This window comes from Pseudomonas sp. 8O (assembly GCF_902506495.1).
GTDB lineage: Bacteria > Pseudomonadota > Gammaproteobacteria > Pseudomonadales > Pseudomonadaceae > Aquipseudomonas > Aquipseudomonas chaetocerotis.
Map to the genome: position 1 here is coordinate 1420496 of NZ_LR733265.1, position 26979 is coordinate 1447474.

At 62.3% G+C, this 26979-nt stretch carries 20 protein-coding genes; 11 read left to right on the top strand and 9 right to left on the bottom strand.

Features of this window, described 5'->3' with window-relative positions:
- Positions 1 to 358: 358 nt before the first annotated feature.
- The 5 genes from GV002_RS20065 to GV002_RS20085 all read left to right on the top strand — a co-directional run bounded on the left by GV002_RS20065 (position 359) and on the right by GV002_RS20085 (position 5777).
- Positions 359 to 1105: an amino acid ABC transporter permease gene (locus GV002_RS20065; RefSeq protein ID WP_079782594.1), complete on the top strand. Its 747-nt coding sequence runs from the start codon at positions 359 to 361 to the stop codon at positions 1103 to 1105.
- Positions 1102 to 1770, top strand: coding sequence for an amino acid ABC transporter permease (locus GV002_RS20070; protein WP_178094737.1), 669 nt, complete (start codon positions 1102 to 1104; stop codon positions 1768 to 1770). The genes GV002_RS20065 and GV002_RS20070 overlap by 4 nt, the downstream gene beginning before the upstream one ends.
- The gene (locus tag GV002_RS20075; RefSeq protein WP_017675811.1) at positions 1767 to 2501 is read left to right on the top strand and encodes an amino acid ABC transporter ATP-binding protein; all 735 of its coding nucleotides are present in this window, start codon (positions 1767 to 1769) and stop codon (positions 2499 to 2501) included. The genes GV002_RS20070 and GV002_RS20075 overlap by 4 nt, the downstream gene beginning before the upstream one ends.
- Before the next feature lie 88 nt (positions 2502 to 2589).
- Positions 2590 to 4458, top strand: coding sequence for a sensor histidine kinase (locus GV002_RS20080; RefSeq protein ID WP_160020016.1), 1869 nt, complete (start codon positions 2590 to 2592; stop codon positions 4456 to 4458).
- Complete coding sequence (locus tag GV002_RS20085) at positions 4455 to 5777, top strand: sigma-54-dependent transcriptional regulator (RefSeq protein ID WP_160020017.1); 1323 nt, start codon at positions 4455 to 4457, stop codon at positions 5775 to 5777. The genes GV002_RS20080 and GV002_RS20085 overlap by 4 nt, the downstream gene beginning before the upstream one ends.
- Before the next feature lie 328 nt (positions 5778 to 6105).
- On the opposite strand, the gene fdhA is transcribed toward GV002_RS20085, so the two are convergent.
- The 8 genes from fdhA to GV002_RS20125 all read right to left on the bottom strand — a co-directional run bounded on the left by fdhA (position 6106) and on the right by GV002_RS20125 (position 16644).
- The gene (gene fdhA, locus GV002_RS20090; protein ID WP_160020018.1) at positions 6106 to 7305 is read right to left on the bottom strand and encodes a formaldehyde dehydrogenase, glutathione-independent; all 1200 of its coding nucleotides are present in this window, start codon (positions 7303 to 7305) and stop codon (positions 6106 to 6108) included.
- 216 nt (positions 7306 to 7521) lie between these two features.
- The gene (gene purU / locus GV002_RS20095) at positions 7522 to 8385 is read right to left on the bottom strand and encodes a formyltetrahydrofolate deformylase (RefSeq protein ID WP_160020019.1); all 864 of its coding nucleotides are present in this window, start codon (positions 8383 to 8385) and stop codon (positions 7522 to 7524) included.
- A 474-nt stretch (positions 8386 to 8859) separates the two neighbouring features.
- On the bottom strand, positions 8860 to 9489 hold the full coding sequence (locus GV002_RS20100) for a sarcosine oxidase subunit gamma (RefSeq protein WP_160020020.1): 630 nt from the start codon (positions 9487 to 9489) through the stop codon (positions 8860 to 8862).
- A complete protein-coding gene (locus tag GV002_RS20105; protein ID WP_160020021.1) occupies positions 9482 to 12505 on the bottom strand; it encodes a sarcosine oxidase subunit alpha in 3024 nt (1007 codons plus the stop codon). The genes GV002_RS20100 and GV002_RS20105 overlap by 8 nt, the downstream gene beginning before the upstream one ends.
- On the bottom strand, positions 12502 to 12828 hold the full coding sequence (locus tag GV002_RS20110) for a sarcosine oxidase subunit delta (RefSeq protein WP_160020022.1): 327 nt from the start codon (positions 12826 to 12828) through the stop codon (positions 12502 to 12504). The genes GV002_RS20105 and GV002_RS20110 overlap by 4 nt, the downstream gene beginning before the upstream one ends.
- Positions 12829 to 13024: 196 nt before the next feature.
- The gene (locus GV002_RS20115; protein WP_160020023.1) at positions 13025 to 14275 is read right to left on the bottom strand and encodes a sarcosine oxidase subunit beta family protein; all 1251 of its coding nucleotides are present in this window, start codon (positions 14273 to 14275) and stop codon (positions 13025 to 13027) included.
- A gap of 122 nt (positions 14276 to 14397) precedes the next feature.
- A complete protein-coding gene (gene glyA / locus GV002_RS20120; protein ID WP_160020024.1) occupies positions 14398 to 15651 on the bottom strand; it encodes a serine hydroxymethyltransferase in 1254 nt (417 codons plus the stop codon).
- A gap of 693 nt (positions 15652 to 16344) precedes the next feature.
- Positions 16345 to 16644, bottom strand: coding sequence for a hypothetical protein (locus GV002_RS20125; RefSeq protein WP_017675821.1), 300 nt, complete (start codon positions 16642 to 16644; stop codon positions 16345 to 16347).
- Between the two features lie 238 nt (positions 16645 to 16882).
- On the opposite strand from GV002_RS20125, the gene GV002_RS20130 reads away from it, so the two are divergent.
- On the top strand, positions 16883 to 17923 hold the full coding sequence (locus GV002_RS20130; protein ID WP_160020025.1) for a low specificity L-threonine aldolase: 1041 nt from the start codon (positions 16883 to 16885) through the stop codon (positions 17921 to 17923).
- 153 nt (positions 17924 to 18076) lie between these two features.
- On the opposite strand, the gene gbcB is transcribed toward GV002_RS20130, so the two are convergent.
- Positions 18077 to 19180 carry a glycine-betaine demethylase subunit GbcB gene (gene gbcB, locus GV002_RS20135; protein ID WP_160020026.1) on the bottom strand — a complete coding sequence of 368 codons (1104 nt, stop codon included), beginning with the start codon at positions 19178 to 19180 and terminating at the stop codon, positions 18077 to 18079.
- 314 nt (positions 19181 to 19494) lie between these two features.
- Between gbcB and gbcA the strand changes: the two genes are divergently transcribed.
- The 5 genes from gbcA (at position 19495) to GV002_RS20160 (ending at position 26898) form a co-directional block, all read left to right on the top strand.
- A complete protein-coding gene (gene gbcA / locus GV002_RS20140) occupies positions 19495 to 20787 on the top strand; it encodes a glycine-betaine demethylase subunit GbcA (RefSeq protein ID WP_160020027.1) in 1293 nt (430 codons plus the stop codon).
- 364 nt (positions 20788 to 21151) lie between these two features.
- Positions 21152 to 22156 carry a helix-turn-helix transcriptional regulator gene (locus tag GV002_RS20145; protein WP_160020028.1) on the top strand — a complete coding sequence of 335 codons (1005 nt, stop codon included), beginning with the start codon at positions 21152 to 21154 and terminating at the stop codon, positions 22154 to 22156.
- Positions 22157 to 22302: 146 nt separating this feature from the next.
- Positions 22303 to 24420: a hypothetical protein gene (locus GV002_RS20150; protein WP_160020029.1), complete on the top strand. Its 2118-nt coding sequence runs from the start codon at positions 22303 to 22305 to the stop codon at positions 24418 to 24420.
- Positions 24395 to 26263, top strand: coding sequence for a dynamin family protein (locus GV002_RS20155; RefSeq protein ID WP_160020030.1), 1869 nt, complete (start codon positions 24395 to 24397; stop codon positions 26261 to 26263). The genes GV002_RS20150 and GV002_RS20155 overlap by 26 nt, the downstream gene beginning before the upstream one ends.
- The gene (locus GV002_RS20160) at positions 26263 to 26898 is read left to right on the top strand and encodes a hypothetical protein (RefSeq protein WP_160020031.1); all 636 of its coding nucleotides are present in this window, start codon (positions 26263 to 26265) and stop codon (positions 26896 to 26898) included. The genes GV002_RS20155 and GV002_RS20160 overlap by 1 nt, the downstream gene beginning before the upstream one ends.
- The last annotated feature ends 81 nt before the right edge of the window (positions 26899 to 26979 follow it).

Consider the following 26979-nt stretch of genomic DNA (forward strand, 5'->3'; position numbering starts at 1 on the left):
GGGAAGCCAGCGGCTTCCCCAACCTAATTCCTGACGAAGCCGAGACCGTCCGCCTACGCGGATACGGGCAACTCTTGCCTTCGTCAAAGTAGAAACATATCCACGATCTCGCGAGCTAGAGCTATGCAAGGCGCAACGACCAACGGGAGTAACAGCCAAAGGCTGGCCCGAAGGGCGAGCGCCAGCGAGTAAAACAGATGAGGAAGCGGAGTGTGCTGTAGCACATGAGCATGACTCACTTCGTTCGCCCCTTCGGGGCCGCACTGAAGTGCGTTAGTCGCAAGCGACTTCCGAATCTGCTTTTAACGCAGCAGAGCCGACGCGCAGCAGATCGTTTCCTCACAAGAGGGAATCTGCAATGAATTACAACTGGGACTGGGGCATCTACTTCAAGTCCACCGGCATTGGCAGCGAAACCTACCTGGACTGGTTCATCACCGGCCTGGGCTGGACCATCGCCATCGCCCTGGCTGGCTGGATCATCGCCCTGGCGCTGGGCTCGCTGCTCGGCGTGATGCGCACTCTGCCGAACCGCTGGCTGTCCGGCCTGGCCACCGCCTACGTGGAAATTTTCCGCAACGTGCCGCTGCTGGTGCAGCTATTCCTCTGGTACTTCCTGGTGCCGGACCTGCTGCCCGAGCCGCTGGAGCTGTGGTTCAAGCAGGACCTCAACCCGGCCACCTCGGCCTACCTCTCGGTGGTGGTGTGCCTCGGCCTGTTCACCGCCGCGCGGGTCTGCGAACAGGTACGCACCGGCATCGAGGCGCTGCCCAAGGGCCAGACCGCCGCCGCCTACGCCATGGGTTTTCGCCTGCCGCAGATCTACCGCAACGTGCTGCTGCCGCAGGCCTACCGCATCATCATTCCGCCGCTCACCAGCGAGTTCCTCAACATCTTCAAGAACTCCTCGGTGGCCTCGTTGATCGGCCTGATGGAGCTGCTGGCACAGACCAAGCAGACCGCCGAATTCAGCGCCAACCTGTTCGAAGCCTTCACCCTGGCCACGCTGATTTACTTCACCCTGAACATGAGTCTGATGATGATCATGCGCATGATCGAGAAGAAAGTTGCCGTGCCCGGCCTGATCTCCGTAGGGGGTAAATGATGGATTTCAGCGAAATCATCCCCGCCCTGCCAGGCCTGTGGGATGGCATGGCGATGACCCTGCAACTGATGACCCTGGGCATCATTGGCGGGGTGGCACTGGGCACTCTGCTGGCCCTGATGCGCTTGTCGCACAACAAGCTGCTGGCGAATATCGCTGCCACCTACGTCAACTACTTCCGCTCGATCCCGCTGCTGCTGGTGATTACCTGGTTCTACTTCGCGGTGCCGTTCATCTTGCGCTGGATCACCGGCGAAGACACCCCGATAGGTGCATTCAGCTCGTGCCTGGTGGCCTTCGTGATGTTCGAGGCGGCCTACTTCTGCGAGATCGTGCGTGCCGGTATCCAGGCCATTCCCAAGGGCCAGATGGGTGCCTCCCAGGCGCTCGGCATGAGCTACGGCCAGAGCATGCGCCTGATCATCCTGCCGCAGGCCTTCCGCAAGATGACGCCGCTGCTGCTGCAGCAGAGCATCATCCTCTTTCAGGACACCTCGCTGGTGTACACCGTGGGCCTGATGGACTTCCTCAACGCCGCCCGCTCGCGTGGCGACATAATCGGCCAGCCCCATGAGTTCCTGATCTTCGCCGGCCTGGTCTACTTCACCATCAGCTTCGCCGCTTCGCGCCTGGTCAAGCTCCTGCAAAAAAGGTTAGCCGTATGATTTCCATCCAGAACGTCAACAAGTGGTACGGGGATTTCCAGGTGCTGACCGATTGCAGCACCGAGGTGAAGAAGGGCGAAGTGGTCGTGGTGTGCGGGCCGTCCGGCTCGGGCAAGTCGACTCTGATCAAGTGCGTCAACGCACTGGAGCCGTTCCAGAAGGGTGACATCAACGTCGACGGCACCTCCATCGCCGACAAAAAGACCAACCTGCCCAAGCTGCGCTCGCGTGTCGGCATGGTGTTCCAGCATTTCGAGCTGTTCCCGCACCTGACCATCACCGAGAACCTGACCATCGCTCAGATCAAGGTGCTCGGCCGCAGCAAGGAAGAAGCCACCAAGAAAGGCCTGGCCCTGCTCGATCGTGTCGGTCTGGCTGCCCATGCGCACAAGCACCCTGGTCAGCTCTCCGGTGGCCAGCAACAGCGCGTGGCCATTGCCCGTGCCCTGGCAATGGACCCGGTGGTGATGCTGTTCGATGAACCGACCTCGGCGCTCGACCCGGAGATGGTCAACGAAGTGCTCGACGTGATGGTACAGCTGGCTCAGGAAGGCATGACCATGATGTGCGTGACCCACGAGATGGGCTTTGCACGCAAGGTCGCCGACCGGGTGATCTTCATGGACGCCGGGCAGATCGTCGAGGATTGCCCGAAGGAGGAGTTCTTCGGCGACATCAACGCCCGTTCCGAACGCGCCCAGCAGTTTCTGGCGAAGATCCTTCAGCACTAAGATCGGGCTTTGCTCCCCTCTCCCATTTATGGGAGAGGGGCCGGGGGAGAGGGCAACTGCCCGCCCATCTGGCCAGTCCGGGACGACTATGATGCAATGCCTGCCCGCCCCTCCTCGCGCCGATCTGATCGTGAAACCGCGCCTGCTCCGCCACCTGTCGCTGATTCTGCTGTTCCTGCTGCTGGTACTCGGCTGCGGCTACGCCGCCTATCACCTCAGCGACCGCGCCGGCATCCGCGCGCTGGCCGAGAACGGCGAGCGCCAGCTGGAACTCAACGCCCGCGCGGTGGAAAGCGAAATCACCAAATACACCTACCTGCCCAGCCTGCTGGAGCTGGAAGGCAACGTCTCGCGCCTGCTGCTGGCACCCACGGCCTACCGTCGCCATCACGTCAACGTGTACCTGCAGGGCCTCAACGAACGCAGCGGCAGCCTGGCCATCTACGTACTCGACCCGGACGGCCGGGTGATCGCCACCAGCAACTGGGACGAGGCCGACAGCTACCTCGGCGAAGACCTGTCGTTCCGCGCCTATTACCAGGACGCCATCAAGGGCCGACCCGGCCGCTTCTACGGCATCGGCAGCACCACCGGCGAGCCTGGTTACTACCTGGCCCATGGCCTGCGCGAGGGCAATCGCATCATCGGCGTGGCGGTGGTCAAGGTGCGCCTCGACACCCTCGAAGAGCGCTGGCAACGCGCGCTGCTGGAAGCCTACGTCAGCGACGAGAACGGCATCATCATCCTCGCCAGTGATCCGATGGTGCGCCTGAAGTCCGTGCGCCCGCTCGACGAAGCCACCAAGGAGCACCTGGCGCGCAGCCTGCAATATCACTGGGCGGCGCTGGAAGAACTGCAGCTGTTCAACCGTTCGCCTCTGGACGAAGGCATCGAACAGGTCAGCTTCGCCACCGCCGGCACGCCCGCCAACTACCTGCTGCAGACGCGTCGTCTGGAAGATACGCCGTGGCACCTGACACTGCTCAGCCCACTGCAGGAGCAACGCAGCGCGGCCATGAGCCACGGCATGCTGGCGGCCGTGGCGGCAGCACTACTGGCCTTTCTGCTGATCGCCTGGAACGAGCGGCGCAAGGTCATCGCCACGCGTCTGGCTGCTCGCGAGGCATTGCAGGCAGCCAACGACGAACTGGAACGCAAGATCACCGAGCGCACCGCCGACCTGCAGGCCAGTAATGAACGCCTGCAAGCCGAGGTGCGTGAACGCCAGCAGGCCGAAACCACCCTGCGCCAGGCCCAGGACGAACTGGTGCAGGCCGGCAAGCTGGCGGTGATCGGGCAGATGTCCACCAGCATCGCCCACGAACTGAACCAGCCGCTGGCAGCGCTGCGCACCCTGTCCGCCAATGCCGTGCGCTTTCTCCAGCGCGGCGCGCTGGATGTCGCCAGCAGCAACCTGCAGAACATCGCCGAGTTGGTCGATCGCATGGGCAAGATCACCGCCAGCCTGCGCGCCTTCGCCCGCCGCACTGGCGACCAGGGCGAGGCTTCGCTGCAACAGGCGGTAGACGCGGCGCTGCTGCTGTTGCACCCGCGCCTGCAGCGCACCCGCGTACAGATCCACCACGCGTTCACCGAGACGCGCCTGAACATCGAGCAGATTCGCCTGGAGCAGATTCTGGTCAACCTGATCAGCAACGCCCTCGATGCCCTGCAGCCGCAGACCGACCGACAGATCTGGCTGAGCGGTGCCAGCGAGGCCGGGCATTATCAGTTGGAAGTGCGCGACAATGGCCCCGGCATCGCCCCGGAAACCCGCGCACACCTGTTCGAGCCCTTCTTCACCACCAAGCCCGGCGAGCAGGGTCTGGGCCTCGGCCTGACCCTTTCTGCCAGCCTCGCCGCCGCTGCCGGCGGTAGCCTCACCGCGCGCCATCCCGAAGAGGGCGGTACCGCCTTCGTCCTCAGCCTGCCCTACCCGCGAGAGCCACAAGCATGAGCGACCGCCTGACTGTACTGATCGTCGAAGACGATCCCCATGTGCTGCTCGGCTGCCAGCAGGCCCTGGCGCTGGAAGACATCCCCAGCATCGGCGTCAGCAGCGCCGAAGAAGCGCTGGCGCAGGTCGACGCGGACTTCGCCGGCATCGTCGTCAGTGACATACGCCTGACCGGCATCGATGGCCTGGAGCTGCTCACCCGCCTCAAGCAGCGTGACCCGAGCCTGCCAGTGGTACTGATCACCGGCCACGGCGATATCGGCATGGCGGTCAGCGCGATGCGCGACGGTGCCTATGACTTCGTGGAAAAACCCTTCTCCCCCGAACGCCTGGTGGACGTCGCCCGCCGCGCTCTGGAGCAGCGCAGCCTGGCCCGCGAGGTCAGCGCCCTGCGCCGCCAGTTGGCCGGGCGCCAGGCGCTGGAGCAGCGCATCATCGGCCGCTCGCCAGCCATGCAGCAGTTGCGCGAACTGATCGCCAACGTCGCGGACACCAACGCCAACGTGCTGATCGAGGGTGAGACCGGCACCGGCAAGGAGCTGATCGCCCGCTGCCTGCACGACTTCAGCCGACGCCAGCACAAGCAGTTCGTAGCACTCAATTGCGGCGGCCTGCCGGAGAGCCTGTTCGAGAGCGAGATTTTCGGTCACGAAGCGCATGCCTTCACCGGCGCCGGCAAGCGCCGCATCGGCAAGATCGAGCACGCCGACGGCGGCAGCCTGTTCCTCGACGAGATCGAGAGCATGCCGATCAACCTGCAGATCAAGCTGCTGCGCGTGCTGCAGGAGCACAGCCTGGAGCGGCTTGGCTCGAACCAGTCGATCAGGGTCGACTGTCGGGTGATCGCCGCGACCAAGGCGGATCTCGGCGAGCTGGGCAAGCGCGGCGAGTTTCGCAGTGACCTGTATTACCGCCTCAACGTGGTGACCCTGGAGCTGCCACCGCTACGCGAGCGGCGTGAGGACATCGCCTTGCTGTTCGAACACTTCCTGCAACTGGCGGCGCTACGCTTCGACCGCGGCGTGCCGGAGCTGGATCGACACACCCTGGCGGCGCTGACCGCCCACGACTGGCCCGGCAACGTGCGCGAACTGCGCAACGTTGCCGAGCGCTTCGCCCTCGGCCTGCCCGTGTTCAAGAAAAGCGGCCTGGCCGACAGCAACGCGCTGGGCTTCAACGAAGCCGTGGAAGCCTTCGAACGCAACCTGCTGGCCGGCGCGCTGGAGCGCCACGCCGGCAACCTCAGCCAGGCGGCACAGGCACTCGGCCTGGCCAAGACCACGCTGTTCGACAAGGTGAAAAAATACGGGCTGCAATAATTAAAAAAGGAGCCCGCAGGCTAATGCCTGTCAGTTAAGCCGTTGCCCTCGATCTTTGTAGGAGCCGGCTTGCCGGCGATTCGCCATAAAAAGCATCGCCAGCAAGCTGGCTCCTACAAAAACGTCCCTTCTACTGCACGTAAGAGAGGGTGATAAAAACTTATCTGACCAGCATCAGCTCATAGGCTCCCAAAGGAAGGCGCAGGCCTATGCGCCTTGGCCGTGAAAACAGCTGGGTGGCGCCATGCGCAGCACCACCCCACGTAGCCCGGATGCAATCCGGGACAACGCGTGTTACTCCCTCCCGAATTGCATCCGGGCTACGCCATCACGCCGCGCTGAAGCTCTTGTGCGGATCGATGACGAATTTCTTCGGCACACCCGCATCGAACTCGCCGTAGCCACGCGGCGCATCGTCCAGGCTGATCACTTGCACACCGACCACTTCAGCGATGTTGATGCGATCCCACATGATCGCCTGCATCAGCGCGCGGTTGTACTTCATCACCGGGGTCTGACCGGTGTGGAAGCTGTGCGATTTGGCCCAACCGAGGCCGAAGCGGATGCTCAAGCTACCGATCTTCGCCGCCGCATCCACCGCGCCCGGGTCTTCAGTCACGTAGAGACCGGGAATGCCAATCTTGCCGGCTACGCGCACGACCCCCATCAGCGAGTTGAGCACCGTGGCCGGCGCCTCCTGCTGAGCGCCCGCATGGCCATGGCCACGCGCTTCGAAGCCCACGGCATCGACCGCACAATCCACTTCCGGCTCGCCCAACAGATCGGCGATCTGTTCATGCAACGGCGTGTCCTTGGACAGGTCGGCGATTTCGAAGCCCTGAGCCTTGGCATGCGCCAGGCGCGTTGGGTTGACGTCACCGACGATGACTACGGCAGCACCCAGCAGCCGAGCCGAAGCGGCAGCGGCCAAACCGACCGGGCCGGCCCCCGCGACGTAAACGGTGGAGCCCGGGCCAACGCCCGCAGTGACCGCGCCGTGGTAGCCGGTGGGCAGGATGTCGGACAGGCAGGTCAGGTCGCGGATCTTCTCCATGGCCTTGTCGCGATCCGGCAACTTGAGCAGGTTGAAGTCGGCGTAAGGCACCAGCACGTACTCGGCCTGACCGCCGGTCCAATCGCCCATGTCGACGTAGCCGTAGGCACCGCCGGCACGCGCCGGGTTGACGGTCAGGCACACGCCGGTGTGCTGCTCCTTGCAGGAGCGACAACGGCCGCAAGCGACGTTGAAGGGCACGGAAACCAGATCGCCGATCTGCAGGCGCTCGACGTCGCGGCCCTTCTCGATCACCTCGCCGGTGATCTCATGCCCCAGCACCAGGCCGACCTGCGCGGTGGTACGGCCGCGCACCATGTGCTGGTCGGAGCCGCAGATGTTGGTGGAAACGACTTTGAGGATGACCCCGTGCTCGATCTTCTTGCCGCGCGGGTCCTGCATTTTCGGGTAGTCGATCTTCTGTACTTCGACCTTGCCCGTACCGAGATAAACCACACCACGATTACCAGACATGCGTAACTCTCCTTTCTTGTTGTGGACACAAGACGCGACCGACGGGTCGCGCGGCCTTGCACTGGAGCTTGTTGCGTCTGTTGCCGGTCACCGCCGGTAAAGCCTGGCAGGGCGGTTCCCGTAGGGTGGGCCGAGCGGCGATCCGCTTTGGCCCACAAAGTTCTTCGTTGCGACTGGTGGGCTAAAGCCCACCAATATTCGGGTTTGCGATTGCCCTCAGGCGTTGAGCACCACCGTACGGCTGGCGTTGAGGAACACGCGGCGGTCGATGTGATAACCGACGGCGCGGGCCAGGGTCAGGCATTCGATATCGCGGCCCTTGGCGATCAGGTCTTCGGGGTAGTGGGCGTGATCCACCGCCTCCACGCCCTGGGCGATGATCGGCCCTTCATCGAGGTCGTTGTTGATGTAGTGCGCCGTGGCGCCGACCAGCTTGACGCCCTTCTGGTAGGCCTGGTGGTAGGGCTTGGCGCCCTTGAAACCCGGCAGCAGCGAGTGGTGAATGTTGATCGCCCAGCCATCCAGTCTGCGACACAGCTCGGGTGAGAGCACCTGCATGTAACGGGCGAGCACCACCAGCTCCGCACCGGTGTCCTCGATCACCTGCAGCACCTTGCGCTCCTGCGCCGGCTTGTCGGCCGGATCGAGCGGGAAATGGTGATAGGGAATGCCGTGCCAGCGTGCCAGCGGTTCGAGATCAGGGTGGTTGGACACCACCGCCACCACTTCCATGGCCAACTGGCCGATGCGCTGGCGATAGAGCAGATCATTAAGGCAGTGGTCAGCCTTGGACACCATCAGCACCACCTTGGCGCGGTAGCCCGGCGGGGTCAGCTCGACCTGCATGTCGAAGGGCGCCAGACGCTCGGCTACACCGGCGCGAAAGGTAGCCTCGTCGAAATCCTGCGGCTGGCGGAACTCGACGCGAATGAAGAAGCGCGACGACAGTCGATCATCGAAGCTGTGATGCTCGGTGACGTAGCAGCGCTGCTCGAAGAGAAAGCGCGTCACCGCGTCCACGGTACCGAGCACGCTCGGACAATGGGCGGTGAGAATCCAGGTGTCAGGGGTGCGGCTCATAACAAACTCCTATGATTTTCACCCCTCTCCCTTGGGAGAGGGGCCGGGGGTGAGGGCTATCCGACACAACGCGGTCTGCCTTCCCCTCACCCCAACCCTCTCCCCCGGGAGAGGGAGCCGTTCGTGGCTACATCTGATCCTGCCGTCAGTCCCGCGGTGGACGAAAAAAGCGTCGTCCACCCTACGAAAAAACTCCATTGCTGTTCACCCCCCTCCCTCCGGGAGAGGGGCCGGGGGTGAGGGCTATCCGACACAACGCGGTCTGCCTTTCCCCTCACCCCAACCCTCTCCCGGAGGGAGAGGGGGCTGTTCGTGGCTGCTTGTGAGACCGACGCCAAGCACGCGGCGTAGCGACCTACCCTTCCCCTCACCCCAACCCTCGGCTTTGGCATCCTGCGTCGCCCTACCTCCTGCACCCATGCAGTCGTCTCCCGGAGTGAGAGGGGGCTGTCAGCGTATGCCTCTGGTTCAGCTTCAGGCCTCGACCGCCAACCCATACTCGGCGCTGGCGTCCTGCAGCCACAGCCAGAAGTAGTCGGCGAAGCTGCGGCGGATCACCAGCTCCCAGGTTTCCTCGCCGGTGTGGCGGATCACCAGCTGAGACTTGGCGAACACGGTGCCGACTGCCTTGCCGACCGGGAAGTTGCTCGGATGCACGTCGTAGCTGGTGGACTTCATCAGCAGCTCGCGCACCTTCGGCCCGGACAGCTCCAGCAGGGTCTGCCCGCCACTGACGTTGACCACCGAGACATGCTGGCCTTCAAGGGCCGTGCGCAGCGTGCGTTCGACTTCGAACTCTGTGCCACCCGGCACGATCAGCAGCCATTCATCGGGGCCCAACCACTGCAACGAGGTATCGCCATCGGCCACCAGGGTCAGCGCCACCGGCAGCTCCAGGCCCAGGGCCTTGTGCACGCCGCCGGAGAAGGTAGCGTCGCGGGCGTCGCCACGGATCACCAGATGCCCACGCAGCTTCTTCTCACGCAGGGTGATGCCGGCGTTCTTGCGGCCCTTGCCGACCAGTTCGTGCAGGCCGGCGTGATGCAGCGGCGATTGCCCGGCGATGTCGGCGGGACGTTGCTGATAGACGTTGACGTTAGACATTCTGGCGATCCCCTTTCGGGTCATAGAACACGGAGCTGCAGATTTCGGCTTCGATCAGGCTGCCATCGGCCAGCGGCGCGAACACGCGCTCGCCCATGCGCTTGAGGCCGCCCTTGACCACCGCCATGGCGAAGCTGTAGCCCATGGCCGCGCTCATGTAGCTGGAGGTGACGTGGCCGACCATCTGCATCGGGATGGACTGTTTCGGGTCGAATACCAGTTGCGCACCTTCCGGCAGCACCTGGTTCGGGTCGACCGGTTTCAGCCCGACCAGCTGCTTGCGGTCTTCGCGCAAGCAGTCGTCACGGTTCATGCCGCGCTTGCCGATCCAGGAGAAAGGTTTGGTGCGGCCGACGCACCAGCCCATATTGAGGTCGTCCGGGGTCACCGAGGCGTCGGTGTCCTGACCGACGATGATGAAACCCTTCTCCGCACGCAGCACGTGCATGGTCTCGGTGCCGTAGGGCGTCAGGTCGAACTCCTTGCCGGCTTCGATGATCTGTTCCCAAACGCCCAGGGCGTAGTCGGCTTGCACGTTCACCTCGTAGCTCAGCTCACCGGTGAAGGAGATGCGAAACACCCGTGCCGGCACGCCGCCGACCAGACCTTCCTTCCAGCTCATGAAGGGGAAGGCGTCCTTGTCCAGGTCGATGTCGGTGACCTTGGCCAGCAGCTTGCGGCTGTTGGGGCCGGACAGGGTCATGGTCGCCCAGTGGTCGGTGACCGAGGTGAAGTACACCTTCAGTTCCGGCCATTCGGTCTGATGGTAGATTTCCAGCCACTCCAGCACGCGGGCGGCACCGCCGGTGGTGGTGGTCATGACGAAATGGTTGTCGGCCAGGCACGCGGTGACGCCGTCGTCGAAGACCATACCGTCTTCCTTGCACATCAGCCCGTAGCGCGCCTTGCCCACGTCCAGCTTGGTCCAGGCGTTGGTGTAGACGCGGTTGAGGAACTCGCGCGCGTCCGGGCCCTGAATGTCGATCTTGCCCAGGGTGGAGGCATCGAGGATGCCCACGCTGCTACGCACGGCAACGCATTCACGGGCCACAGCGGCGTGCAGGTCCTCGCCATTTTTCGGGAAGTACCAGGGGCGCTTCCACTGGCCGACGTCCTCGAACTCGGCGCCGTTCTTCAGGTGCCAGGCCTGCATCGCGGTGTAGCGCTTGGCATCGAACAGTTCGCCACAATGACGGCCGGCCACGGCGCCGAAGGTCACCGGGGTGTAGTTCGGGCGGAACATGGTGGTGCCCATCTGCACGATGCTGATGCCCATCGAACGCGCGGCGATGGCCAGGCCGTTGATGTTGCCCAGCTTGCCCTGGTCGGTGCCGAAGCCCAGCGCGGTGTAGCGCTTGACGTGCTCGACCGACTCGAAGCCTTCACGCGTCGCCAGCTCGATACCGGCAGCGGTGACGTCGTTCTGCAGGTCGACGAACTGCTTGGGGGCACGTGCCGTGGACTTGTCGTGCGGCACCTGGAACAGTGTCAGCATCGGCTCTTCCTGGCGCACCTCGGCCTGTGGCAGGCTGCCGCTGACGGCCTTGTAGCCAGTATCGGCAGCCGCCTTGGCGCCTGCTTCGAAACCATTGGCGAGCACGTCGCCGAGGGCGAACACGCCGTTCACCGCACCGGCATCGATGCGCTGCTGGATGCCATTACCCGGCCCCGGCACGAAGCCGAGGATGTCTTCGCGCCACTCGGGACGACCGCCCAGGTGCGAGGCCAGGTGCACCACCGGGCTGTAGCCGCCGGAGCTGACGATCAGGTCGCAGTCGAGCACTTCGCCAGGGCTGGTGACCTTGTGCGCCTTGGCGTCGATGGCGCAGATACGCGCACCGGTCACCCGCTTGCTACCGCGTGCCTCGACCACTGCGCTGCCGGTGAGGATGCGCACACCACGAGCACGCGCTTCCTCGACCCAGCTGCCGCGCGGGTTGCTGCGCGCATCGGCGACAGCCACCACCTTGCGCCCGGCATCGAGCCAGTCGAGCACCACGCGGTAGGCGTAATCGTTGTTGGTCGACAGCACCAGTTCCTGCCCTGGCGCCACGCCGTAACGACGCACGTAGGTGGACACGGCGCCGGCCAGCATGTTGCCGGGCACATCGTTATTGGCGTACACCAGCGGCCGCTCATGGGCACCACTGGCCAGCACCACGCGCTTGGCACGCACGCGGTGCATGCGCTGACGGGCCTGCCCCATCGGCGCGATTTCACCGAGGTGATCGGTCAGACGCTGGTGGATGGTGAGGAAGTTATGGTCGTGGTAACCGTTGACCGTGGCGCGAGGCAGCAGGGTCACTTCCGGCATTTTCTGCAGCTCGGCGATGGCCTGCGCCACCCAGTCGGCGGCGGGCTTGCCGTCGAGGGTTTCGCGGGTGTCGAGCAGGCTGCCGCCGAACTCTTCCTGTTCATCGGCGAGGATCACCCGCGCGCCGCTACGGCCAGCAGCCAGCGCGGCGGCGAGACCGGCAGGGCCGGCGCCGACGATCAGCACATCGCAGTGCTGGTTGAGCTGGTCGTAGATGTCCGGGTCGACCTCGGTGGGCGAACGGCCTAAGCCTGCGGCCTTGCGGATGTACTTCTCGTAGGTCATCCACAGGTTCTGCGGATACATGAAGGTCTTGTAGTAGAAACCGGGCGGCATCATGCCGCCGCCGACCTTGCCGAGGATTCCCATCAGGTCGGTGTTGACGCTCGGCCAGCCGTTGGTGCTGCTGGCCACCAGACCGCTGTACAGCGCCTGCTGGGTGGCGCGCACGTTGGGGATCTGCGCCGCCTCGGTGGAGCCGATCTGCAGCACGGCATTGGGCTCTTCCGCGCCCGCAGCGACGATGCCGCGCGGACGCGAGTACTTGAAGCTGCGCCCGACGATGTCGACGCCGTTGGCCAGCAGCGCGGCGGCCAGGCTGTCGCCAGCGTAGCCCTGGTAGTCCTGGCCATTGAAGGTGAAGCTCAGCGCCTGGCTACGGTCGATGCGACCACCCTTGGCAAGACGATTGACCTGGCTCATGCCGTTACTCCTTCTGCCACGGCTTGCTTGTCGGTGGCCCCGGTTGCGGTGACCGAAGGCTTCTCGCCGACCTTGTAGGTCTCAAGGATCTCGTAGGTCACGGTGTGGCGGGTGACGTTGAAATACTTGCGGCAACCGGCCGCGTGCACCCACAGCTCGTGGTGGATACCGCGCGGGTTGTCACGGAAGAACATGTATTCGCCCCACTCTGCATCCGTGCAGGCATCAGGATCGAGAGGGCGGGCGATGTGCGCCTGGCCCTTGGCATGGAATTCCTCTTCGGAGCGCAGTTCGCCACAGTAGGGGCAGAAGATGTGCAGCATGCTCGGTACCTCCAGAAAATCTTCAAACCCGCTCGTATAACCATGCGGGACAAGCTTGTCTCCCCTCTCCCCCTGGGAGAGGGGCCGGGGGTGAGGGAGTGAGGGGACCGCGATCAGTCGAACCACCCTCTCCCGCCCTTCGGGCACCCTCTCCCGGAGGGAGAGGGTCATCAGATGTCGCGCTGCGCGCGAACTTTTAATGAGCCACGGCAGCAGCGCCGTGCTCGTCGATCAGTGCGCCAGTGTGGAAACGGTCGATGGAGAACGGCTTGGCCAGCGGGTGCATTTCGCCCTTGGCCAGGCTGGCGGCGAACACGTGACCCGAACCCGGCGTGGCCTTGAAGCCACCGGTACCCCAACCGCAGTTGAAGAACAGGTTGTCCACCGGGGTCTTGGAGATGATCGGGCAGGCATCGGGGCTGGTATCGACGATGCCGCCCCACTGACGGTTCATGCGCACGCGCGAGAGCACCGGGAACATCTCGACGATGGCCTGCAGGGTGTGTTCGATGGTGCCGTAGGAGCCTCGCTGGCCGTAGCCGTTGTAGCCGTCGATGCCGGCACCGATGACCAGGTCGCCCTTGTCCGACTGGCTGATGTAACCGTGCACGGCGTTGGACATGATCACGCTGTCGATGATCGGTTTGATCGGTTCAGACACCAGCGCCTGCAGCGGGTGGGATTCCAGCGGCAGGCGGAAGCCAGCGAGCCCCGCCATGTGCCCGGAGTTACCGGCGGTGACCACACCGACGCGCTTGGCACCGATGAAGCCCTTGTTGGTCTCCACGCCGATCACCGCACCTTTCTGCTTGCGGAAACCGATCACCTCGGTGTTCTGGATCAGATCGACGCCCAGAGCATCGGCGGCACGCGCGTAACCCCAGGCCACGGCGTCATGACGGGCGACACCACCGCGACGCTGCACGGTGGAGCCCATCACCGGATAACGGGTGTTCTTGCTGCAGTCGAGGTAGGGAATCTCCTCGGCCACCTGCTTGGCATCCAGCAGTTCGCCATCCACGCCGTTGAGGCGGTTGGCGCTCACGCGGCGCTCGGCGTCACGCATGTCCTGCAGGGTGTGGCAGAGGTTGTAGACGCCACGCTGGGAGAACATGACGTTGTAGTTGATGTCCTGCGACAGCCCTTCCCACAGCTTCATCGCATGCTCGTAGAGCTGCGCGGACTCGTCCCACAGGTAGTTGGAACGCACGATGGTTGTGTTGCGCGCGGTGTTGCCGCCGCCGAGCCAGCCCTTCTCGACCACGGCGACGTTCTTCACGCCGAATTCCTTGGCCAGGTAATAGGCCGTGGCCAGGCCGTGGCCGCCACCACCGACGATGACCACGTCGTACACCGGCTTGGGCGTTGGGTTGCGCCACATGCGCTGCCAGTTCTCATGGTGGCTGAACGAGTGCTTGAACAGGCCGAAGCCGGAATAACGTTGCATGAAGATGCTCCTTGAATCTGTTCTCGAACGCCTAACCTGCAGGAGCCAGCTTGCTGGCGATCCATAACAACGAGCCCGGCTTGATCGCCAGCGAGCTGGCTCCTACAACAGAGCAGCGGGGTTTAGCGATAAACGGGGTAATCCGCGCACAGCCCGGCCACCAGCTTGGCCACCTGCGCCTCGACATCGGCATCGCCGAGGTGATCGAGGATGTCGCAGATCCAGCCGGCCAACGCCTGGCACTGGGCGACCTTGAAGCCACGGGTGGTGACGGCCGGCGTGCCGATGCGGATGCCCGAGGTCACGAACGGCGATTGCGGGTCGTTAGGTACGGCGTTCTTGTTCACGGTGATGCCGGCGCGACCGAGGGCGGCGTCGGCTTCCTTGCCGGTCAGGCCCTGCTTGATCAGGCTGAGCAGGAACAGGTGATTGTCGGTGCCGCCGGACACCACCTCGTAACCGCGCTCGATGAACACCTTGGCCATGGCCTGGGCGTTGTCGATGACCTGCTGCTGGTAGGCCTTGAACTCCGGCTCCATGGCTTCCTTGAAGCACACCGCCTTGGCCGCGATGACGTGCATCAGCGGGCCGCCCTGGGCACCGGGGAACACGGCGGAGTTGAGCTTCTTCTCGATCTCTTCGTTGCCCCGCGCCAGGATCAGGCCGCCACGCGGGCCGCGCAGGGTCTTGTGGGTGGTGGTGGTGACCACGTCGGCAAAGGGGATCGGGTTCGGGTACAGGCCAGCCGCGACCAGGCCGGCAACGTGAGCCATGTCGACGAACAGCAGCGCCCCGACCTTGTCAGCGATGGCACGGAAACGTGGGAAGTCGAGGGTCTTGGAGTAAGCGGAGAAGCCGGCGACGATGATCTTCGGCTTGTGCTCCACGGCCAGACGTTCGACCTCGTCGTAGTCGATCAGTCCGGTGGCAGTGTCCAGCCCGTACTGCACGGCGTTGTAGAGTTTGCCCGAGGACGACACCTTGGCGCCGTGGGTCAGGTGGCCGCCGTGGGCCAGGCTCATGCCGAGGATGGTGTCGCCGGCATTGAGCAGCGCCAGGTACACAGCGCTGTTGGCCGAAGAGCCAGAGTGCGGCTGGACGTTGGCGTAGTCGGCGCCGAACAGGGCCTTGGCGCGGTCGATGGCGAGTTGCTCGACCTTGTCGACGTACTCGCAGCCACCGTAGTAGCGCTTGCCCGGATAGCCTTCGGCGTACTTGTTGGTCAGGCCGCTGCCTTGCGCTTCCATCACCCGCTGGCTGCAGTAGTTCTCCGAGGCGATCAGCTCGATGTGCTCTTCCTGACGGCGTTCTTCCTGATCGATCGCCGCGAGCAACTCGTCGTCGTAACCCTGAATCTGATCCTGCTTGCTGAACATCTCGAGTCTCCTGCAGCGCCTTTGGGCGGCGGTCTTGGACGGGCGGGCCAGCAAGGCCCTGTGCAGCGATGGTAGGGCCGCCCCTGCCCCCTCAAATGCCTGCCAACGCCGCGAGAGCATTCGTTTGCGACATGCCCTTGTCGCAATCAGGCGCGTCGAGATCAGTTCGCTGCTTTGCGCACAAATAACGGGGATCAAGCTGTGGATAAACCGTGCATACCGCGCGCTGCCCCAGCATCTGCAAGGGTTCCCTGAAGACGGTTATTTCCTGATCGATATCAAGCAGTTAACAACGCAGACCATGCACAGAAACCGTGGACCAACCTGTGGAAAAGCTGTCAGCAGATGGCTGCCGGCCTTGCCAGCTCTGAGGTCTGCAGCGCTGTTCGATATCCATACGACCAGACAGATGGCCTGGCTTATCCACCAGCGACAACTGCGAGAGAAGGGAGCGAATGGGGATATGCACAGAAGATGTGGATGAAACTGTGCATAGGCTGTTCGACGAAGGCGCGCGCCCAGAGCCACCGCGGCCTGCCGGGATACGACTAAAAATCGAACAGGATCAAGGAGATAGCGCAGGCTTGTGCACAAATACTGTGGGCGGCGCTGTGCATGGCCTGTGGAAACATGGCGCCAGGCCAGAGCCCATGGGGCTCCGGCGCCAGCGCCTGCTATTTGCTCAACGACGCCTTACGGCTTGAGCTTGCCAGCACAGCTGCTGGAGGCATTCACCAGACGCTGCTGCATGGCAGGGTCAGGTGGTGATTGGCGGCTGATTTCCTGCAACTCGGCTTCGCTGAACTCCTGGCTGACCTTGGTCGCAGCGCAGTCGCAATAAGCGCGCAATTGTGGCTCCTCGTAGCCTGCCGGAGCGCCAGCGATGCACTGCTGAACGAACTCGGTCTTGGCATTATCCGACCACTCGGCGGCGGAAACGGGCAGTGCCACGGCCAGCGGCAGGGCAAGGGCGAGCAGGTGACGATAAGTCATGGGAAACTCCTTCTCTTGATTGCGGAGAGCGGATCGACTGCCGCCCTCTGGAAAGTGTGAGCCCCACAGCAAGCCACGAGTTCCATCTCCGGGCCGAACGGTTGGCCACGAACCGACCCGGCAGTACGCTTCAGCGCAACAACTCGTCGCCGCGACGGACGCCTGACCGACGGCCGCAGGGTAAAGTGAGCCCTTTGTCGGCAGACCCGCCGGCAGTTTTTTCAGAAGGAACGCGCCAATGCCCGACAATGCCCAGCAATTCGCCAGCGACAACTACTCCGGCATCTGTCCCGAAGCCTGGGCCGCCATGGCCGAGGCCAACCAGGGCCACCAACGCGCTTACGGCGATGACGAATGGACCGCGCGCGCTGCAGATCACTTCCGCCGCCTGTTCGAGACCGACTGCGAAGTGTTCTTCGCCTTCAACGGCACCGCCGCCAATTCCCTGGCCCTGGCCTCGCTATGCCAGAGTTACCACAGCGTCATCTGCTCGGAAACCGCCCACGTCGAGACCGACGAATGCGGCGCGCCGGAGTTCTTCTCCAACGGTTCCAAACTGCTGCTGGCCAAGACCGACAACGGCAAACTGACGCCGCAAGCCATCCGCGAAATCGCCCTCAAGCGCCAGGACATCCACTACCCGAAACCGCGCGTGGTCACCCTCACCCAGGCCACCGAAGTCGGCACCGTGTACCGCCCGGAAGAAGTCCGCGCCATCAGCCAGGTCTGCAAGGAGCTGAATCTCAACCTGCACATGGACGGCGCGCGCTTCTCCAACGCCTGCGCCTTTCTTGGCTGCAGCCCGGCGGAGCTGACCTGGAAGGCTGGCGTCGATGTGCTGTGCTTCGGCGGCACCAAGAACGGCATGGCGGTAGGTGAAGCCATCGTCTTCTTCAACAAGGATCTGGCCGAAGACTTCGACTATCGCTGCAAGCAGGCCGGCCAGTTGGCCTCGAAGATGCGCTACCTCTCCGCGCCCTGGGTCGGCATCCTGCAGGACGATGCCTGGCTCAAGTACGCCAACCACGCCAACCGCTGCGCGCAGTTGCTGGCCGCGCTGGTCGAGGACGTGCCCGGTGTCAGCCTGATGTTCCCGGTGGAAGCCAACGGCGTGTTCCTGCAACTGTCGGAGCCGGCCATTGCCGCCCTCACCTCACGCGGCTGGCGCTTCTACACCTTCATCGGCGCGGGCGGCGCGCGCTTCATGTGCAGTTGGGATACCGACGAAGCCCGCGTGCGCCAACTGGCCGCCGATATCCGTGAAGTGATGAGCGCCTGAGCGACGCCATGAAACACCCCTGGGAGGGGCTTGAGCCGCGACCGTAGCCCGGATGAAATCCGGGGAGATCGATCAATCGCCCCGGATTTCATCCGAGCTACAGCCCCGTAGGGTGCGCTGCGCGCACCAGCGCCCTCCGATCTAACGTGACGATCAATAGTCGATCGCCACATCCCCTTTCGGCACGCTGCAGCACGACAGGATGTAGCCCTCGGCCACATCCTCGTCGGTGATGCCACCGTTGTGCTCCATCTCCACTTCGCCCGCCGTCTTCATCACCTTGCAGGTACCGCAGATGCCCATGCCGCAGGCCTTGGGAATATGCAGACCAAGCTTGGCGGCAGCTGCATGCACGGTTTCACCGGGCACCACGCGAATGCTCTTGCCGGTGCTGATGAATTCCACCTGGTGCAGGTCGGCCAGCGGCACATCCGGCGCATCGGCCGCCTCGGCCGCCAACTCCTTGACCTCGGCGCGAATCTCCGGCGGCGTCGGGCCGAAGGCCTCTTCGTGATAACGACTCATATCGTAGCCATTACCTTGCAGCAGGTGCTTGATCGCGCCCATGTAGGGGGTGGGGCCGCAGCAGAAGATCTCGCGTTCAAGGTAATCGGGGGCGATCAGTTCGAGCATGCGCTGATTGAGATAACCGCGGTAACCGGCCCAGGACTCCCCCAACCCATGCTTCTCGCAGATGATGTGCAGGCTGAAATTGTTGATGCGCGCGGCCATGTGCTCCAGCTCACGCTGGTAGATGATGTCCTTGGGCGAGCGAGCACTGTGCACGAAGACCATATCGACATTGGCGTTGGTGTCATAGAACCAGCGCGCCATCGACATCACCGGGGTGATGCCGACACCGCCGGAAAGAAACAGCACCTTGTCAGTGGGGAAATCGATGGCATTGAACAGACCCACCGGCCCATGCACTGGCACCTCGTCGCCTTCCTTGAGGTTGTCGTGCAGCCAGTTCGACACCTTGCCGCCCGGCACCCGCTTGATGGTGATGGAGAAGCTGTAAGGCACCGAAGGCGAACTGGAGATGGTGTAGGAACGCATGATCGGCTGGCCGTCGATCTCCAACTCCAGGGTGACGAACTGCCCCGGCTTGAAGAAGAACAGCACTGGCTGATCAGCCATGAAGCAGAAGGTGCGCACGTCCCAGGTTTCCTGGATCACCTTGACGCAACGCACCAGGTGGCGACCGTTGGTCCAGGTCTGCGTCGTAACCGGATTGAGGAAGGCGTTGGTGCTCATGAACGGCTCTCCACGCGGCCGGATATCGGCCTATATGCGGCGGATTGTGCGAAAGGCTGCTGGCGATCATTTATCTACCTGCGACATCCGCATGCTTATCGCGACCTGCCCGATAGCGCGGGGCCTGGCGCGTCGGAAACAAATCCGGCCATGTCGCCCATGGATAAGGTTTTACCTGTTGCCGGCTCCACACTCCGCTCAACCAAGCATGCACGCCCATTGCAGGCGGCAGCGATTGATCGAGACCTTGCGGCACATACCGTATCAGCCACTAATTCCGGCGGGCGCAGAGCGCTCGCCAATGAGGAGCCACCATGGATTGCACCCAAAACCTGAGCCTGGGCGACCCGCTGGAGCCTGCCCGCAAGGCGACCGCGCAAATGCTGCACGAGCGCGACCGCACATTCTCCCTGCCGCAGCCTTTCTACAGCGATGAGCGCCTGTTCCAGGTCGACATGCAGGAGATTTTCCACAAGGAATGGTTGATCGCCGGCATGACCTGCGAAATCCCGGCCAAAGGCAACTTCCTGACCCTGCAGATCGGCGATAACCCGATTCTGGTCATTCGCGGCGCCGAAGGGCAGATCCACGCCTTCCATAACGTCTGCCGTCACCGTGGATCGCGCCTGTGTGTATCGGACAAGGGCAAGGTCGCCAAGCTGGTATGCCCTTACCACCAGTGGACCTACGAGCTGGACGGCCGCCTGCTGTTCGCCGGCAGCGAAATGGGCGCCGACTTCGACCTCAAGGACTACAGCCTGAAACCGGTGCAGTGCAAGACCGCCGGCGGCTACATCTTCATCTCCCTGGCGGAAAACCCGCCGGCCATCGACGAGTTCCTCGCCACCCTGGCGCACTACATGGAACCCTACGACATGGAGAACGCCAAGGTGGCCGTGCAGACCACCCTGATGGAAAAAGCCAACTGGAAACTGGTGCTCGAGAACAACCGCGAGTGCTACCACTGCAATGGCTCGCACCCGGAACTGCTCAACACCCTGCTGGAATGGGATGACGTCACCGACCCGCGCGCCAGCCAGGCGTTCAAGGATCAGGTCGCCGAATGCACCACCCGCTGGGACAAGGACAACATCCCCTACGCCCACGCCAGCTTCGGCCTGCGCAACCGCATCGTGCGCATGCCCCTGCTCAAGGGCACCGTGTCCATGACCATGGATGGCAAGCAGGGCTGCAAGAAACTGATGGGTCGCATCACCGACCCGGACCTGGGCTCCATGCGCATCCTGCACCTGCCGCATTCGTGGAACCACTGCATGGGCGACCACATGATCGTCTTCACCGTGTGGCCGATCAGCGCGCAGCAAACCATGGTCACCACCAAGTGGCTGGTGCACAAGGACGCCGTTGAAGGCGTCGACTACGACGTTGCCCGCCTGCGCCAGGTGTGGGACGCCACCAACGACCAGGATCGCCGCCTGGCCGAGGAAAACCAGCGCGGCATCAACTCCACTGCCTACCAGCCGGGCCCGTACTCCAAGACCTACGAGTTCGGCGTGATCAACTTCGTCGACTGGTACAGCGAGCGCATGCTCAACAACCTCGGCGACACCCCGGCGCAATCGCTGCGCCAGGTAGCGGGTGAATGATGACGCTCAGCCTGCTGGTAGTGATCGGGCTGGCAGCCTATGGCCTGCTGGCCTGTCGGCCAGAGCACGACTGATTTTGCATGCCCCCGGCATCCTCGCGGATGCCGGGTCTTACATGCCACTGCAAACTGCAGGAGCGGCTTTAGCCGCGAAACTTACCGCCTTCCAGTAGAACTCGAATCATTCTCTCGGAATGCTCATTCAGCACGACACATCTTGTCGCGCCCCTGTCACAGACTCAGCCCTGACTATCCACCGATCCAGTGCCGATTTTAGCTAGCACAAAGCCATCAAAGATGGTTAAAGTGCCATCAGCATGACGCCGGTAAACCGGCGAAAGGATCAACGAGACAAGGCTGTTGTCATGCCCGAAGCGAAAGACACACTGCTCAGGCTTTTTAGTCTGCTGCGCCTGATACCTGAGTACCCTCGCTACAGCACCGCCCCAACGCTTCACGAAAAACTTCGTGACCGCGGTTTCTACGTTGATCTACGCACCGTACAGCGCGACCTGCAGAGGCTCTCCGGGCCGTTCTCGCTGATCGACGAGGAAGAAGGCGGCCGCAAACAGTGGAGCCACGCCAAGAACGCCGCGCTGGATCTGCGCGACATGGAGCCGGCCACTGCCCTGGCGCTCTACCTCGCCGAAGGGCACCTGAAGAACCTGCTGCCGCAAAGCGTACTCGACCTGCTCGGTCCGCAGTTCAACAAGGCGCGCAACTACCTGGGCGAACTTGGCGAGAACAGCCTGGCGCAGTGGGCGCAATGCGTACGCACGCTACCCAACGGCAAGGCCCTACAGCCCGCAGAAGTGAGCCCGGCGGTGTGGCAAGAAACCTCCACCGCCCTGCTCGAACGCAAGCAATTGCTCGTCAGCTACCTGAGCCGCAGCAAAGCCGAAGCCAAACAACTGCTCATTCACCCTGCTGGCATGGTTTCGCGTCATTCAATCAGCTACCTGATCGCCAGCGTCGACGGCTACGACGATCTGCGCCAGTTCGCCTTGCACCGAATCCAACAAGCCGAATGCCTGAGCAAACCCGCCCGCGAACGCCCCGACTTCGAGATCAACAACTACATCCGCCAGGACCTCAACACCGCAGCCCCCATCGAACAGGTGGAACTGGTCGCCGACGTCGCTCCCCAAATCGCCTGGCTACTCGGCGAAACCCCGCTGAGCCCGGAGCAAAGCTTGGAACCGCTGCCCGACAGCGACTGGCAACGCTTGCGCGCCAAGGTTCCGGATGATCAGGAGACGCTGTGGTGGGTGTTTGGGTTGGGGGAGAACGTGAGGGTGCTGGAACCTTCGCACTGGGCCACGAACGTTCAGAGCAGGGCCGCCAAAGTGAAGGCGCTATATGCACGCTAAGGCCCCCGACAAACAAACTGGACAGCAGAAACATCATAAAGACGACTTGAACCAATAGCATCGCGGCAGCGGTTAAGTAATCAAAAGATCCATTCCCAGACCAATATATCAGCCAGACATTGAGCAAATTCCGGTAGGAGTAGTTAATGAAAGCCCCTCTAATCAAAGACATGGAAAACGCTGTAGCAGGCGTGCTCAAGATCTCAGCCGAGCTGAAAACCCGTAGCAATCCCCGTCCAGCCTTGGTCTCGATACTCCGCAAACTGCGAATCGCTCGCGAGCTCTCTTCGGTCTACTACATCTGCGTAGCGGGCAGCCAAAGTGCCGGCAAAACCCGCCTGATCCGCGAACTCTACGAACTGGGCGAAGGCTGGCTCGCAGACAACCAAGGCCGCGGCGAGCGCATCCCAGTGTTCATCCTCGAAAAGGACTGCGACACCCCCTACGCCGTAGTCGTCAAATACGATACCCAAGGCAACGAACAGGAAGAAAAGATCTCCCAGGACGCGTTCCGAGCGCTGATCAGCGGCTACGACAGCTCCGGTGACCTCGACTGTCTGTTCCCCAAACTCTACGTCCCACGCCGCTACTTCGACGGCCAGCGCTGCGGCTTCGTTCTGCTCCCAGGCTACGAAATGTTGAACCCGGACAACGTTGAGTGGCAGGGTCTAATGAGACACACCCTGGTTCACTCCCTGGGTAGCATCCTGGTCACCGACCGCACCCGTGTCGCCGACAACAGCCAGAAGCAGATCCTCAACGACCTGGTTGCCCGCTACTTCCCCGATCGCAAACCTGCCATCGCCGTTACCAAGACCGAAACGCTCACCCCAGGGCAGATGGATGAACTGGCAGGCACCGTGACTGAAGTCTTCCAGATCCGCTCCGATGAGCAAGATCGTATAATCTTCACTGGCGTCGGCGACAAAGCCTACCGCTCCGCCTGGACCAGCCAACTCATTCAGGTCATCAACAAATACGCGCTGTCCGCCGGTGGCTCGGACGCAGGCCGTCTGCGTGAACTGGAAAGGCTGCTGGACACGGAATTGGCAACGGTCAAGGCAGCTCTGGAAGTCGAACTGGACGCACAGAGCATCAGTGAACACCTGACCGAGCGCCAGGCCGAGCGCATGCGAGAGGCGTTCACCAAGGCGTCAGAGCGCTATCGGAACCGTTATGCCAAACGGCTTCGCGAGCACACCTATAGCTATCTTGGTCAGGTCAAGGACATCGCAGAGAAGAAGTACAACGACGAAGAAGAGGGCTTTACCAACAAACTCAAGCACGCAGCGAATTTCCTCACGCTGCAGTCCGGTGAAAACGAGACCCGCTTCAGGTCGCGAATCATCGACTGCTGGTGCAACGGCACAAGCACTCTGCAATCCCCACTGGAATCCGACTACCTAGCCATCTCCGACATGTCCGCGAAAGAGCTTGGCATTCAAGAGATCAAGCCCTCGGAGCTCGCCGCGATCAAACATGAGGGCTTGGACAAACTGCTGGGTTACGAGGGGGCTTCTCTCGAGGTGCCTGCGGTGGTGCCCGAGGAACTGCAACACGATCTGCGCCTGCTGCTTTCCAAGGGTGTTGCTACCACCAATGACGTATCGCGGTTCAAGGCGGAGCATGTCGAGGAGGTGCTCAAAGCACTGCCCGCAATGACCATGGAATACTTTCGCCTCAATCAGGCAGTTGCTATTCGCACCCCTGAATTGGCCCGCACCGAACTAGAAACCTTCGACTTCGGCAAGCTGGCCTCGTCGATCCAGCAAGACCTACCCAAGGTAACCGCCTCAGCCAAACCACTGCTCAGTACCCTGGCGGCGATCCTGGCAGTGGACGTGGCTATCGACGGTTCCATCGATACCATTCCGGCCATCGCGGGCACGCTGACGGGCGGCCAGACCGCCGCTGCTTCACTGGGTGCTTCGTTGTCGATGGCAGCAGCCGGCGCAATCACCCTGGGCTTCATTGCCTATCGCGGTGCCACCGAAATTCAGCGCTACGACGCCGCCCGCAAAGGTTTCATCGCCGAGAGCCTCAATCAATTCGCCGAAGCCCACATTCAGAAAGGCCTGGAGCTCTACGACGATCTGATGGAAACCCTCGAAGAGCGCCTGGTACGCAACCTGCGAGTGGCCTATGGCCTCGGTGCCGACCTAACGGTAAAAGACGCGCTGGCGCGGGGATTGACGCGCCTAGAGCACGCTCGGGTGAACCTGGTCAAAGCCATCGACGATGCGCAAAGTCGCCATGTGGCTTGAGAAATACGGCAACCGCTATCGCTGGGCCTATGACGCGTATCAGCGCTTTATCGACGAGGTGGATCCAAGCCTGGCTGGCGACTTCAACCGCTCCAGCCATGTGACGGTCGCCGTCTATGGCGCCACCCAGGTCGGCAAGACCACGCTGATTCTGGACTTGCTAGGCGTGACCGGTGAGGCACTGGAGCGCGCTTCCAGCGTTTTGCGGGGCGATCAACGCATGGGCAAGTCTTCGACGGCCTGTGCGATTCGTTATGGTCGATCCAAGGATGATTACTGGTACATCGGCGACAATAGCAACGCACTGGATGACAAGGCCGCAAGGGCACAGTTTTCCACGATACGAACAGAGCTGGAGAAAGGCCGGGCGCACTCCGTGGACGTATTGTCCGTGCGGCTGCCGTCGATGTTCTTCGAGCAAGTGGGAGGGGATGCGCTGAGCCTGGATCTGCGCATTCTCGACATCCCGGGCATCAATGCGGTCAACGAGGCTGAACAGGCCCAGGTTGCGCGAGTGGCTGAGAAGTATGTGGCCACGGCTGATCTGATCTTGTTGGTCGGGCGTGCGGATGACCTGGGTTTCCTTCATCCCAACAAGCTGAAGTTAACGGCACTGGGTGACTGGATGTTGCAGCCCAACCGCTTCCGGGTGGTGCTCTCCTATACGTTCTCGCCTGCCAGCTTCAAGGCCTGGTTCGACCAGGACGAGCGCACTCTGGAGCAGGTCAGGGCGAAGCTCTACCAGGAGCTGAGCACCCATGACTACAAGCCGCCGAAGTCCGTCGAAACCATGTTGTACCCACTGGAGTTCGGCGACTCGTTGCACAGCCTTGGCGCGGACACTGAGTACCATGGTGCTGCCGTCGATCTGATCCGTACCTTGCGGCGCGAGCTGCTGGCAAGCATCACCGAATCGGCCAGCCCCTACGGTCGACTCACCTCTGCGTTCAAGATGAAAACCTTGATCGATGCCAGGCTCGAGCGAGAGCAGGCTGATTACCTCGAACAGCGCAAGGTACTCGAGCTAGACCTGACGCATGCGCAGGGCGCGCTGAAACAGGCTAACCAGCTTCTGGCCGAGTGTGTAGAGGAACGCGGCCTGCTCAGCCATCAGGCGCGTCGCTTGCACCGCTACATCAAACTGCACGATCGTAGTGACATTCGCCGCTTCTTTACCCAGCCTTTGCGTCCTACCAAGGAATCTGTCAGCGAACTGAAGTCGGCAGCCGTGGAGTTCGAGAAAGGTATCCAGGCAAAGTGGCGGGCGCTTTGCGAGCGGCACGCCCATCGCCTGACCAACTCCCGGTTGGCTGAGCTGGCGCCACCGAAAACCAGCGCGCTGAACAGCGTCTATCAAAAGCTGAACGGCTACCTCACTGATGGCTATTGGTGGTCCAGTGAGAACTACCGCAACGATCGCAGCATGTTGTATCAGGCTGCCGAAAAAATCGTCGACGCCTACAGCGACGCCGCCACCGTTACAATCCACAAGTATCTGGAAGAGCAGGCCGATAGCTTCAAACGCAATCACCGCGGCTTACAACAGCGGCTCAGTGTGATGCAGGCAACAGTTGCCGAGCGTCAGCAGACCTTGCTGGACGCGAAAGCTAAGTGCAACGACCTTGAACGCGCCCATGAGCAATTCGAGAAGCGCATGCATTCCAGCATGGAGCACTCGCACAAGTTCGAGCAATATATCCTCGAAGCTTTCAAGGCCGAGCTCAATCGTGTCAGGGAAGCCATCCGCCGTCCGGTCAGAGCGGTAGAACAGGTCTACGACATGTTCTACCTCCACGTGCTGCTGGGCGAACTCGACAAAATGCTGGAAGGGAAGAAGTTCTGATGGAACGATCCGATTTGGATGCCGAAATCACTGCCGCTAATCAAGAGCTGTCAGCGCTGCTGGAAAAGCACATCAATGTGCCGATGAAAAGAAGCATTGAAGAGGTGAGCGGTGGCCTATCGCTCACACTTAAGGGCGACTTCGAGTCCAGCGTACTCAGCCTGCGGTCGGAGCTGAAAAAGCTGAACAACACATTCGAAGAACTGGGTGAAGATCTTGGCAGTGTCCTTCAGGTGTCCAAGCGAATCGAGACAATGGTTCAGCAGGCTGAGTCTGCACTGGATGGTCGGTTCGGGAAGGCTGGTGCGCAGGTTGTCGAAAGCGCTCGTCTGGTTTCAGAAGGGATCGCCGGTATCGAGGAGCGCCTGAGCAAGCTTGGCGCCGCCCAACTGCAGCACCTGAACTCAGCGTTAAAAGCGCTGGCTGCGGACATTCAAGTTCAGCGCACGGAAAGCCGCGATGACCAGCAAAAGTCATTAGCCAAGCTGGATGAAATCGCCTCCGTAGTTGCAACGCAGCAGGCCCAGGCACAGGCGATACAACATTTGTCCAAGCGGCGCTTTATCTGGGGGGCTGTGGCACTAGGCGTGAATTTTGGTGTTCTCGCAGGCCTGCTGGTCAAAGCATTCCTGTAGAGGCTTTTCCAGGATCCCGGCACTATTGTGGCACCTGAACATTGCCATCGGATCATCACGTTTCTTTTTGGAACCGCCCCA